Genomic DNA, 12,543 nt, shown 5'->3' on the forward strand with positions numbered 1-12,543 from the left:
AGCTTGTTGCCCAGGCAATCGGCGCCATTGTGCGCCGATGTTCCGTGAAAATTCCTAAAACAGCGACGGAAAACGCGATGAAAAAACTGATTGCAGCATTTGTCGGTTCCATGGCCCTGGCCGCGGCACCGGTGGCCTTGTCCGCCGAGGCAACCAAGGAACTGAAGATGGCGTACGACGCCGACCCCGTGACCCTCGATATCCATGAGCAGTTGTCAGGCGGCATCCTGCAGCTGTCCCACATGACCTTCGATCCGCTGCTGCGCTGGACGCAGGATCTGGGCTTTGAGCCCCGCCTGGCCGAGAGCTGGGAGCGTATTGACGAGAACACCATGCGCTTCAAGCTTCGCGAAGGCGTGAAGTTCCACTCCGGCAATGAGCTGACCACGGCCGATGTGAAGTTCACCTTCGATCGCCTCAAGGAAAGCCAGGACTTCAAGGCCATCTTCAAGCCTTTCAGCGGCATCAACGTGATTGATGACTACACCTTCGAGCTGGTGACCAGTGAGCCATACCCGCTGCTGTTGAACACCGCCACTTACATTTTCCCGCTGGACAGCGAGTTCTACAGTGGCCAGACCGAGGACGGCAAGGACAAGAGCGCCATCCTCAAGCACGGCAACTCTTTTGCCTCCGAAAACCTTTCCGGTACCGGTCCCTACACCGTTGCCGAGCGAAAGCAGGGCGTGCGGGTCGAATTCGAGCGTTTTGATGACTACTGGGATTCCGAGTCCCCGGGTAACGTCGGCAAGATCGTGCTCACCCCGATCAAGGAAAACGCCACCCGGGTGTCCGCCCTGCTGTCCGGCGGTGTCGACTTCATCGCTCCGGTACCGCCCAACGATCTGGAGCGGATCAAGCGTGACAACAGCACCAACCTGGTCACCATGAGCGGTACCCGCATCATCCTGTTCCACATGAACCAGGAAAGGGTCGAAGCCTTCAAGAACCCGAAGGTGCGTCAGGCTATTGCCTACGCCATCAACCAGGAGGGCATTGCCGCCAAGATCATGAAGGGCTTCGCCACCCCGGCTGCCCAGATGTCTCCGGCGGGCTACCAGGGGCATAACGAGTCGCTTACCCCGCGGTTCGATGTCGCCAGGGCCAAGGAGTTGATGAAAGAGGCCGGCTATGAGGACGGATTCACCATTACCATGATGGCGCCGAACAACCGCTACGTGAACGATGACAAGATCGCCCAGGCGGTGGCCGCCATGCTGGCCCGCATCAACATCAAGGTGGATCTCAAGACCCTGCCGAAGGCCCAGTACTGGCCTGAGTATGACAACCGCGCTGCGGACATGATGATGATTGGCTGGCACGCGGATACCGAGGACTCGGCCAACTTCTACGAGTTCCTGACCTTCTGCCCGGATGCCGACAGTGGCGCCGGCCAGTACAACGCCGGCAACTACTGCAACCCGGAGATCGATGCGCTGGTTGAGAAAGCCAACGTCGAGACCGACCTCGACAAGCGTGCCGCCATGCTGAAGGACGTGGAGCAACGCCTGTATGACGACGCTGCTTTCATCCCGCTGCACTGGCAGGACCTGGCCTGGGCGGCGAAGCAGAACGTGAAGATCGAGCCGGTGCTCAACGTGATGAACTTCCCGTACCTGGGTGACCTGGTCGTGGAGTAACCGCCTTTAACGGCAGGCCGGCACCGGCATGAAACGGTGCCGGCCTTTTGTTTGCAAGTCTTATCCGGAAAATTTCCATGTTAGCGTTTTTGGTTCAGCGGATTTCCCAGGCATTGCTGGTCATGTTTGTGATCAGCGTGATCGCCTTTGCCATCCAGGATGGTCTCGGGGACCCGCTTCAGGAAATGGTGGGCATGTCCGTCTCGGAAGAAGAGAGGGAAGCCATTCGCGAGGAGCTCGGCCTGAACGACCCGATGGTGGTTCAGTACCTCCGGTTTGCCGGTAACGCATTGCAGGGCGACCTGGGCAATTCCTACTTCTACAGCAAGCCGACCCTGGAGGTGATCGCCGAGCATCTGCCCGCGACCCTGGAGCTGGTCATCGGCGCCAGCCTGATTATTGTGTTTCTTTCGGTCCCGATCGGTGTCTATGCCGCGATCCGACCCCAGGCATGGCTGTCCAAATTCTTCATGGGTGTCAGCACCGTGGGTATCTCCATCCCGGTGTTTCTGACGGCCATCGTGCTGATCCAGCTGTTTTCCATCGGTGTCAGGGTAGAGTGGTTCCCGGCAGATACCGGCTGGGGCCAGTGGCTGAACGGATTCTTCACCACCGAGGGCGGCCTGCCCTCCTATGGCCGCGGTGATGAATTGACCCATCTGTTCGGGACGTGGGAGTCCGGTTTCTTTACCGGCACCGGCCTGATGCACCTTGTACTGCCCTGTGTATCGCTGGCGTCGATCATGCTGCCACTGTTCATTCGCCTTATCCGGGCCGAGATGATGGAAGTCCTGCAAAGCGACTACATCCGTTATGCCCGGGCAAAGGGGCTGGGTGCCGGCCGCATCAACTTCCTGCATGCGCTCAAGAACACCATGCTGCCGGTGATCACCGTGGGTGGTGTGCAGATCGGCATCATGGTCGCGTACACCATTCTCACCGAAACCGTGTTCCAGTGGCCGGGCGTGGGCCTGATGTTCCTGGAGGCGATCACCCGTAGCGATATTCCGCTGATCGTCGCCTACCTGATGGTGGTGGGCCTGATTTTCGTGATTACCAACACCGTGGTGGATCTGGTCTATGGCCTGGTGAACCCCACCGTCAAACTGACAGGTAAGAAAGCATGACAACGGCAACGGTTTCCCGCTGGGACCGCTTCCGCGAGTCCTTCTTCTGGTACAGCTTCAAACGCGACAAGGTGGCCATTGCCAGCTTTGCCGTGCTGTTGCTGATGGTGCTGGCGGCGGTTTTTGCGCCGCTGCTGGCACCCACCGATCCCTATGATCTCGCGCAGATCAACATCATGAATTCCGAGTTGCCGCCGGTGGGCCTCGATGGCGCGGATTCAGCCTTTCCCCTGGGCACCGACGCCCAGGGCCGGGACCTACTCTCAACCATTCTGTATGGCACCCGGGTGTCGCTGATGATTGGCTTCGGCGCGGTGGTTCTGCAGGCGTTTCTCGGCATCCTGTTCGGACTGCTGGCAGGCTACCTGGGTGGCAAGGTCGATGCGATCCTGATGCGCATCGCCGATGTGCAGCTGTCGTTCTCCACGTTGATGGTGGCGATCATTGTCGGCGCCGTGTTCAAGGCGAGCTTTGGCAACCTGATGTTCGGCGAGATTGCCATCTACATGCTGATCTTCATCATCGGCGTCGCCGAATGGCCGCAGATCGCCCGCACCGTGCGTGCCTCGGTGCTGGCGGAGAAGAAGAAAGAATACGTGGACGCGGCCAAGGTCATGGGCTTTGGCACCCGCCGGATCATGTTCCGGCATATCCTGCCGAATACCCTGTCACCGATCTTCGTCATCGCCACGGTGCAGATTGCCAACGCCATCATCTCCGAGGCGGCGCTGTCCTTCCTCGGGCTGGGCATGCCGGAAACCCAGCCGTCGCTGGGTTCGCTGATCAAGTCCGGTTTTGACTACATCCAGAGCGGTTCCTGGTGGATCACCCTGATCCCCGGGCTGGTGCTGGTGGTGCTCGTGCTGGTCATCAACCTGTTGGGTGACTGGTTGCGGGATGTCATGAACCCACGACTGTACAAGGGGTAACACCATGGCACTGTTGGAAGTCAAAAATCTGGATGTGCGCTTTGCCGTGCGCGGCGGTGACCTGACCGCCTTGCGGGGCATCAGCTTCACCCTGGACAAGGGCGAGCGCCTGGGCCTGGTGGGGGAGTCCGGCGCCGGTAAATCGGTGGCGGCTTTCTCCGTTCTCAATCTGATCGCCAAGCCCGGCTACATTGCCGGCGGGCAGATCCTGTTCGAAGGCAAGGATCTGGCAGCCATGAGCGAGCGTGAGTTGCGCAAGATCCGTGGCAACCGCATCGCCATGATCTTTCAGGATCCGATGATGACCCTGAACCCGGTACTCACCATCGGTACCCAGATGGTCGAGGCCATTCTGGCGCAACGGAAGATCAGCAAGAAAGAAGCGCGGGCGATCGCCCTCGACCGGTTGCAGAAGGTACAGATCCCGTCGCCGGAGAAACGCCTCGACCAGTATCCCCATGAGTTGTCTGGCGGTATGCGCCAGCGGGTGATCATTGCTATTGCGCTGCTGCTCGATCCGGAAATTATCATTGCCGACGAGCCTACCACCGCCCTGGACGTGACGATCCAGGCTGAGATCATGGACCTGTTGCTGAACCTGTGCGAGCAGGAGAATGTGGCGCTGATGCTGATCACCCATGATCTCGGAGTGGTTTCCCAGGTTACCCAGCGGATGCTGGTTATGTACTCCGGTCGTATCATCGAACAGGGCCCGACCCGGGAAATCATCAACGATGCCCAGCATCCGTACACCCAGGGCCTGATCAACGCGCTGCCACAAATGGGTGAACCGGGAGAGCGGCTATTCCAGATTCCCGGTTCCATGCCGTCCCTGAAGAATGTGCCGTCGGGCTGCCCGTTCCACCCCCGGTGCAACTTCGCCACCGAACAGTGCAAGCAGTCGATGCCGGAGTATGTGCGTTCGGGCAACGTGGATGTGGCCTGTTACGAAGTCGCCAACCTGATTGAGCAGGAGAAACGCATGCAGGAGGCCGAATCATGACCTCCCCATTGGTAAGTATTCGCGGGCTGGAGAAGCGTTTTGACCTGTCCGGCAGTCTGCTCGAGCAGATCACCTTTGAGGGCGGACGCTTCCGGCGCAAACAGGAAGCCGTTCATGCCATCAATGGCGTCGACCTGGAAGTGCAGAAGGGCGAAGCCCTGTGCGTGGTGGGTGAGTCCGGCTGCGGCAAGTCCACGGTCGCCCGCACGGTCATGGGGCTGCTTTCCCCCAGCGCCGGCGAGATCCATTACGGCGGCCAGCGCATTGACAATCTGGATGGCAAGGCGGCGCTGCCGTATCGGCGCAAGATGCAGATGATCTTCCAGAACCCCTATGCCTCCCTGAATCCGCGCATGACCATCCAGCAGACCCTGGAAGAGCCCATCCGCTTTCATCATCCGGACTGGTCGACGATCCAGGTGCGGGACAAGATCCACGAGGTAATGCATTCGGTGGGGATCGATCCGGACTGGGGCAGCCGTTTCGGCCACGAGTTCTCCGGTGGCCAGCGCCAGCGGATTGCCATTGCCCGGGCACTGGCGGTGGACCCGGAGTTTATCGTGGCGGACGAGCCGATTTCCGCGCTGGACGTGTCCATACAGGCCCAGGTGCTGAACCTCCTGATGGATGCCCAGGAAAGTCGGGGGCTGACATACCTGTTCATTACCCACGATCTGGCGGTGGTGGAACATTTCGGCACCCGCGTGGCGGTGATGTACCTGGGGCGGGTGTGTGAGTTGGCGGATACTGCCACCCTGTTTGCCGCACCCCGGCATCCCTACACCCAGGCGCTGCTGTCTGCCATTCCCAAACTGGAGGATGACCGGCCCAGCCACATCCGCCTGAAAGGGGAGGTGCCGACCCCTGTGAACCTGCCATCCGGCTGTGTGTTCCATGGCCGCTGTCCCTACGCGAATGATCGGTGCCGGCAGGAAGTACCCCGGCTGATCGCCACCGATGGCGGTACCCAGGTGGCCTGCCACGCCGTGGAAGAGGGGCGTTTGTAACGGGTGCGTTGAGGTAGGCTATGATGCCTGCAGTTATGCACGGACCATTTCAACCGCTGATCCTCAGGGAGATCCATGGAAGTACGCTGGCTGGAAGACTTTCTGGCGCTTGCCCGCACGCGCCATTTCTCGCGAGCTGCCGAGTTGCAGCACGTGAGTCAGCCCACGTTCAGCCGCCGGATCAAGCTGCTGGAAGAGGCCATGGGCACCACCCTCGTTAACCGCCAGAGCCTGCCGCTGTCGCTGACGCCGGCAGGAGAGGTGTTCCGGGAGTTGTGCGAACGCATCACCCGGGACGTGAGGGACACCAGGGATCGCATCGCGGCTCTTGAGGCGGAGGCTTCGGCACGAATCAGCGTCGGCTCCACCCAGGGGCTGTTTTCCCACTTCTACCAGGGTTGGGCCCGAGAGGTGGGCATTGCGGAACGCCTGCAACTCAATCTGAAAGCCACCAGCTGGGTCGGCGAGCAGTTTCTGGAGGCCCTGGAGAGTGGCGAGTGTGACCTGGTGCTGTGTTACTGGCATCCGGACCTGCCCTGGGGCGGACGGCTGACTGCCGACAATTTCGAGTGGCTCGTGGTGGCCCGTGAAGCCCTTGTGCCGGTCAGTATTGCCGACGAGCAGGGCCTCCCAAGATTCCCGCTGCCGGGTAACCCGGAGCAGCCGGTGCCGCTGATTGCCTACCACAATCGTGGTTTTCTGCAGTCCGCGATTGAAGGTCACCTCGGGCGGCAAAAACTGTCGGCCAACCTGCTGCCGCTGAACGAGAACACCCAGTCCGCCAGCATCAAGGCCCTGGTCAAGCAGGGCTTTGGCATGGGCTGGCTGCCACAACGGATGACCGAGAAAAGCGAGCAGTTCGGGAGCCTGGTGCGGGCCGGTGACGAGCGCTGGGACGTGCCCCTGGAAATACGCCTGATTCGCCAGCGTGATGCCCGCTCGGACGATCTTTTGAACCTCTGGAAACAACTGGAAGACTGACATGCCCCACGATGCCCTGCTGTCGCTGCAGCTCGATCACCTGAAAGAACTCCAGGCCCGGTATGAATCGGCGCTGGCGGACCAGGGATTCGACAGTCTGTTGATTGCCTCCGGCGCCGCCCCCTTCCGATACGGCGACGACCAGGCCTGGCATTTTCAGGGCTACGGTCCGTTCCTGCATTGGACCGGGCTGACGGGGCACGAACACTGCTGGTTGTGGATAAGGGAAGGGCATAAGCCGGTGCTATGGCTGCACGAGCCGGTGGATTTCTGGCACGCGAACCAACCCTTGCCGGAAGAGCCTTGGCAGGCGTTTATCGAGGTTCGCAGCAGCCAGTCGCCCAGGGCGCCGGTGCTCGATGACCCGGGCAGCCTGGCGGTCATCGGGGATCCGGACGTTATTGACTGCGTGCCCGGGGAGCCGAACCCGGAAAACCTGCTCAGGGCCCTGGATGAAACCCGGGTTCGCAAGACCCCCTATGAGATCGAATGCTTGGCGCAGGCCAATGCCGTGGCGTTGGTCGGCCACCGGGCTGCCCGGGATGCCTTTGCCGAAGGCGAGAGTGAGTTCGGCATCAGCCTGGCCTATCAGCATGCCACCCGGCAACGCGAGGCCGATGCGCCGTATCACAGCATTATCGGTCTGAACGACCATGCCGGTACCCTGCATTACCAGTATTACGACACCCGGCCGCCGGGGCATCCCCGCAGCCTGCTGATCGATGCGGGGGTCCGGTTCCGGGGCTATTGTGCCGACATCACCCGCACCACCGCCGGGCCCGGGGAGTCCCATTTTGCTGCCCTCATCCACGGTCTGGAGCGGCTCCAGCTCCGGCTGTGCGACATGGTGGCGCCGGGGGTGGAGTACATCGACATTCACCGGAAGGCCCACCAGGGCATCGCCGCCTTGCTCTCGGCCACCGGCCTGGTGACCGGCCTGGACGACCAGAGCATCGTGGAGCGGGGCATCACCCGGGTTTTCTTCCCCCACGGTATCGGTCACTTCCTCGGTGTGCAGGTTCACGACGTTGCCGGCAAACCGACGGCCCCGCCGGAGGATGCGCCCTTCCTGCGCCTGACCCGCAGACTTGAGACCGGCATGGTGGTGACCATCGAACCCGGACTCTATTTCATTCCCTCCTTGCTGGAACCGTTGCTGGAAGGGGAGCTGGGGCCGCACCTGGATCAGGATCTGATCAGGCGGTTGCGGGGCTGTGGTGGCATCCGTATCGAGGATAACGTCGTGGTGACCGGGACCGGAAACCGGAACCTGACCCGAGACGGTTAGCTCCGAAACACTCCGTTGCACAAAAGTAATCCACCGGGGTTGCAATTCCGGATGTGAATAACAATAATTATCACTAACTTTCATAACCGTTGGTGAGTTATTGCTATGTACGTTTGCCTGTGCCACGGGGTAACCGACCGGGAAATCCGCGAAGCAGCCGATAACGGCATCTCCTCCATGCGTCAGCTGGGCAAGGAACTGGGCGTTGGCACCCAGTGCGGCCGCTGTGCCTGCACAGCACGGGAAATCCTTCGGGAGAGCCGTTCGCCGGATTACCTTGCCCTGGCCAATATGCTCGCTCAACCTGCCTGACGGTACGTTATTGCCTCACTGTATTTTTCTCTTGTCCGATAAGGGGCTATCCTAAAAGGCTGATTCACCAAGTCATCAGGGAGCCCCGCTATGAAAGGCGACAAGAAAGTCATCCAATACCTCAACAAGGTCCTCGCCAACGAGCTGACCGCCATCAACCAGTATTTCCTCCATTCCCGCATGTACAAGGACTGGGGGATCAGCAAACTGGCCGCCAAGGAGTACGAGGAATCGATTGACGAGATGAAGCACGCCGATCAGCTGATCGAGCGCATCCTGTTCCTCGAGGGTCTGCCCAACCTGCAAGACCTGAACAAGTTGCTGATTGGCGAAAACGTCGAGGAAATGATTTCCTGCGATCTCAAGCTCGAGCAGATTGCCCATACCGATCTGAAAGAGGCAATCGCCTACTGCGAAGAGATCCAGGACTACACCAGCCGCCAGCTGTTCCGCAGCATCCTGGACAGCGAGGAGGAGCACATCGACTGGCTCGAGACCCAGCTGGAAATGATTGCCCAGATGGGTATCCAGAACTACATCCAGCTTCAATCCTCTGCTGCGGAGTAAACCCCGACAATGGACCTGTCCTGTTTCAAGGCATACGATCTGCGCGGCCGGGTGCCGGATCAGCTGAATCCGGTACTCGCCGAGAAAATCGGCCGGGCCTACGTGGAAGTGACCGGCGCAAAGAAAGTCATTGTCGGCTATGACATCCGCCTCTCCAGTCCCGAAATCGCCGAAGCCCTCAGTTCCGGCCTGATGGCCGCCGGCGCTAATGTATTCGACATCGGCCTGTGCGGCACCGAACAGGTGTACTTCGCCACCAGCCACTACCAGATGGACGGTGGCATCATGGTCACCGCCAGCCACAACCCCAAAGACCACAACGGCATGAAAATGGTCGGCCCCGAATCCCGGCCGATCAGCTCCGACAACGGCCTGAACGAGATCCGCGACCGCGTGCTCGAACCCTTTGCCGATGCCGCGGAGCAGGGCCGTTATGAGCCGCTGGAGGTGATGAGCGCCTATGTGGACCATCTTCTCGGCTATGTCGATGCCGGCTCACTCAAGCCCATGACCATCGTGTGCAACGCCGGTAATGGCGGCGCGGGCCTGGTGATCGACGAGCTGGAACAGCACCTGCCGTTCGAATTCATCAAAGTGCACCACCAGCCGGATGGCCACTTCCCGAACGGCGTGCCCAACCCGATTTTGCCGGAAAACCGCACCGCCACCGCCGATGCCGTCATCGAGCAGGGCGCCGCCATGGGCATCGCCTGGGACGGCGACTACGACCGCTGCTTCTTCTTCGACGAAAACGGCCGCTTCATCGAGGGCTACTACATCGTCGGCCTGCTGGCGGACCAGTTCCTGAGAAAGACCGGCGGCGGCAAAGTCATCCACGACCCCCGCCTCACCTGGAACACCCTCGACCTGGTCAAAGCTGCCGGCGGCGAAGCCATCGAAAGCAAAACCGGCCACGCCTTCATCAAACAACGCATGCGCGACGAAGACGCGGTCTACGGCGGCGAAATGAGCGCCCACCACTACTTCCGCGACTTCGCCTACTGCGACAGCGGCATGATCCCCTGGCTCCTGGTCGCCGAACGCCTGTGCCAGTCCGGCCAGACCCTGTCCTCGTTGATCGACGCCCGAATCGAAGCCTACCCGGCCAGCGGCGAAATCAACCGTACCATCGCGGATCCCCCCAAAGTGATCGCTGCAATCGAAGCCAAATACGGCGTTGGCGCCAAAAGCGTCAGCCACGTGGACGGTGTCAGCATCGAATTCGACGACTGGCGCTTCAACCTCCGGATGTCCAACACCGAACCGGTTGTGCGCCTGAACGTGGAATCGAGAGCGAATATCCCGCTGATGGAAGAAAAGACGGAAGAACTACTGGCGGAAATGGATCGACTGAACAAAGAAGGTTAACGAGAGCGGCTACCACCATCAGTCTGGGGCGAGGTGGCCGACACCACTGTCTGAAACTGTGCGGAGCCATGGATGGCGGAGCTCAAGCGTCACATGGACGTGCCGCAAGGAGCGTGTTTCAGACAGTGGTGTCGGCCACCTTGCCTTCCTCCGAAGTCTGCCTTTAGTGGATTTGCATCAGGTTTAGAGCCAGTCGTTCAACATAATCCCGATCCCGAACCTCTCAATCCGGTGGTTATAGTCAATCAGACTCTCCCCATACCCGTTGTAGTACTGGAAGAACCCCTTCAACGTCTCCCCCATCGGAAAACTGTATCCGAACTCCAGCGACGTCCGGTTATCGGACCGCAGATTATTCATCAGACGCAATGAGAACGTCCGGTCCTCGGTCAGCTTATACACCAGCTGATAATTAGCATGACCCAGATACCGCTCGATATCGGCATTGTCGTCGTTACTGTTCTCCGGAATCCGGTACCAGGGTTGCACCATGAAGAGCCAGCGTCCGTAACTGTAGGCCGCCCCGCCCACAATCCGGTTCCAGCTCCGGGAGCGCGGTTCGGACTGACCGTTGGACTGGTGGCTGAAACCGATCGTTACGCCATTCAGGGTGCCCGGACCAAGATCCCAGTCGGTCTGGTAGCGCAGGAAAATCTCCGGTTCGTAATTGGTTTCCCGGAAGGGGGCGGAGTCATCCCGGTTGTAGACCTGCCAGTAGGATTGCTGGGTATAGCCAAACCACAGGGTAGTGCGATCCTCCAGAAGACCGGTCAGCAGCGGTACCTTGAAACTGATCTGGTATTTGGCCTCCTCGTTCCGGAGCTCGTAATCATATCCCGTCGTGCCCAGGCGCGGGCTGGCTGGCGTGGCGTTCGGATCATCCGCCCAGGTGATCGGCAGGATGTAGGTCGGGCGATGGCCCACAAAACTGCCCGAAAACGAGAAGATGGCCTTTTCCGTGGCTACATACTGCTCCAGCAGGGAATTCATGACACTGTCATCGTCCTCCGGGAGCTCCGAATCCTCGAGGCTGTCTCTGTCTGCCAGTGGCATTTCCTCGCTTACGACTTCCTCGGCCTGCTCCTGCTCGCCCTCGCTGGCGGACTGCCTTTCCTCATCCGTACCGAACACCCGATCGAAACAGGCCAGCCTGCGGAGCCCGTTCCCGATAAGCGCACATTGGTCTGCGGATAACGCCTCCGACGGTTCGTTGCCGGTCGGCTGAGCCAATGCCGCGGGGCCGGTCAGGGCCGTGAGACAGAGGCTCAATCCGGTGTTCCGCAGCCAGGCGTGATGCATCATGGGGTGATCCTCAGCCTGCATTCAGGCTCAACCAGGTGTTGGCGATGCCGTACACCCAGACTCCAAGCAGGGTGAGCGCCAGCAAGGAGAAGATGATTCTGTGGCGGGTGCGGTTGGTGGCATTGGCTGCGGCAACCCAGCGCAGGTACATCAGGCCAATGAAGCTTACAAACACGCCCAGACTGGCCAGGGCCGGGACCAGTAGCCAGCCGGCACTGATCGTGCCACCATCGGCGGTCTGGCTCGAGAACCATGCCATGGAGCCAAGTAGCACCGCCAGGGCGGAGAATTCTAGAATCAACAGTGGCTTGCGCCACGGGTGCGGACGGTTGTTGTCTGCGTCTGGCATGAAATGTGGTCCTGAGCGTCGTGGTGGTCGGAATGCCGGTATGGTACCTGTAATCGGAAATTGGTGCCCGAGGACTTACGAAATTGCAATTAAACCGGTTGAAATCAATTTCTGATTCTGGCCTTTGGTTTTTTTGCGGGGACTCAGTCGCTATAATGCGGCGACCAAAGATTATAACGCTCAAATGCGAGGTGCATTGTGAACATGAAGAGAGTCCTGGCTGTTGTACTGCTCGGTTTCGGCCTGACCGCCGGTGCCGTTATGGCGAGTGTTGAAGACGAGATCCGCGCACGTATCGAGCCGGTGGGTGAAGTATGTCTGGAAGGTGAAGAGTGTGGCGCTGCCGCTGCCCCGACCCAGGCAGCCAGCTCCGGCCCGCGCTCCGGTAGCGAAGTTTACGACGCTGTCTGTATGGCCTGCCACACCACCGGTGCCGCTGGCGCCCCGAAAATCGGCGACACGGCTGCCTGGGCCCCGCGTATCGAAAAGGGCATCGACACCCTGATCAGTCACGCGCTCAATGGCTTTAATGCCATGCCTGCCAAGGGTGGCTGCGCCAACTGCCCGGACGAGGAAATCGAGAACGCCGTCAAGCATATCGTTGAGTCGAGCCAGTAACAGTTCTCGACTGGCAATGAAGATAGAAAAGCCCCCGCTGCGCGGGGGCTTT

13 protein-coding genes are annotated in these 12,543 nt (G+C 60.1%); 11 read left to right on the forward strand and 2 right to left on the reverse strand.

The annotated features are described in order from the left end of the window. Positions 1–77 precede the first annotated feature (77 nt). The 10 genes from MD273_RS13560 (at position 78) to MD273_RS13605 (ending at position 10,222) form a co-directional block, all read left to right on the forward strand. A complete protein-coding gene (locus MD273_RS13560) occupies positions 78–1,640 on the forward strand; it encodes an ABC transporter substrate-binding protein (RefSeq protein ID WP_239038316.1) in 1,563 nt (520 codons plus the stop codon). Between the two features lie 77 nt (positions 1,641–1,717). Then, positions 1,718–2,767 (forward strand): ABC transporter permease, encoded by a 1,050-nt coding sequence (locus MD273_RS13565; protein WP_239038317.1) that lies wholly within the window; start codon positions 1,718–1,720, stop codon positions 2,765–2,767. Further along, on the forward strand, positions 2,764–3,696 hold the full coding sequence (locus MD273_RS13570) for an ABC transporter permease (RefSeq protein ID WP_239038318.1): 933 nt from the start codon (positions 2,764–2,766) through the stop codon (positions 3,694–3,696). Before MD273_RS13565 ends, MD273_RS13570 begins: the two co-directional genes overlap by 4 nt. 4 nt (positions 3,697–3,700) lie before the next feature. Beyond that, positions 3,701–4,699 (forward strand): ABC transporter ATP-binding protein, encoded by a 999-nt coding sequence (locus MD273_RS13575; protein ID WP_239038319.1) that lies wholly within the window; start codon positions 3,701–3,703, stop codon positions 4,697–4,699. Further along, positions 4,696–5,706, forward strand: coding sequence for an ABC transporter ATP-binding protein (locus MD273_RS13580; RefSeq protein WP_239038320.1), 1,011 nt, complete (start codon positions 4,696–4,698; stop codon positions 5,704–5,706). The genes MD273_RS13575 and MD273_RS13580 overlap by 4 nt, the downstream gene beginning before the upstream one ends. A gap of 75 nt (positions 5,707–5,781) precedes the next feature. Beyond that, positions 5,782–6,687 (forward strand): LysR family transcriptional regulator, encoded by a 906-nt coding sequence (locus tag MD273_RS13585; protein ID WP_239038321.1) that lies wholly within the window; start codon positions 5,782–5,784, stop codon positions 6,685–6,687. 1 nt (position 6,688) lies between these two features. Beyond that, positions 6,689–7,975, forward strand: a complete 1,287-nt coding sequence (gene pepQ / locus MD273_RS13590) for a Xaa-Pro dipeptidase (RefSeq protein ID WP_239038322.1) — start codon at positions 6,689–6,691, stop codon at positions 7,973–7,975. Between the two features lie 105 nt (positions 7,976–8,080). Beyond that, positions 8,081–8,287 (forward strand): bacterioferritin-associated ferredoxin, encoded by a 207-nt coding sequence (locus tag MD273_RS13595; protein WP_239038323.1) that lies wholly within the window; start codon positions 8,081–8,083, stop codon positions 8,285–8,287. 90 nt (positions 8,288–8,377) lie between these two features. Next, on the forward strand, positions 8,378–8,854 hold the full coding sequence (gene bfr, locus MD273_RS13600) for a bacterioferritin (protein WP_091997532.1): 477 nt from the start codon (positions 8,378–8,380) through the stop codon (positions 8,852–8,854). Between the two features lie 9 nt (positions 8,855–8,863). Continuing rightward, entirely contained in the window at positions 8,864–10,222 is a 1,359-nt protein-coding gene (locus MD273_RS13605) for a phosphohexomutase domain-containing protein (protein ID WP_239038324.1), read from the forward strand. A gap of 183 nt (positions 10,223–10,405) precedes the next feature. Here the strand turns inward: MD273_RS13605 and MD273_RS13610 are convergent, their stop codons facing one another. Beyond that, the gene (locus tag MD273_RS13610) at positions 10,406–11,524 is read right to left on the reverse strand and encodes a phospholipase A (protein WP_502846059.1); all 1,119 of its coding nucleotides are present in this window, start codon (positions 11,522–11,524) and stop codon (positions 10,406–10,408) included. A 10-nt stretch (positions 11,525–11,534) separates the two neighbouring features. Beyond that, on the reverse strand, positions 11,535–11,873 hold the full coding sequence (locus tag MD273_RS13615; RefSeq protein ID WP_239038325.1) for a hypothetical protein: 339 nt from the start codon (positions 11,871–11,873) through the stop codon (positions 11,535–11,537). A 204-nt stretch (positions 11,874–12,077) separates the two neighbouring features. Between MD273_RS13615 and MD273_RS13620 the strand changes: the two genes are divergently transcribed. Further along, a complete protein-coding gene (locus tag MD273_RS13620) occupies positions 12,078–12,491 on the forward strand; it encodes a c-type cytochrome (protein ID WP_239038326.1) in 414 nt (137 codons plus the stop codon). The last annotated feature ends 52 nt before the right edge of the window (positions 12,492–12,543 follow it).

This window comes from Marinobacter sp. C7 (assembly GCF_022343555.1).
Classification (GTDB): Bacteria; Pseudomonadota; Gammaproteobacteria; order Pseudomonadales; family Oleiphilaceae; genus Marinobacter.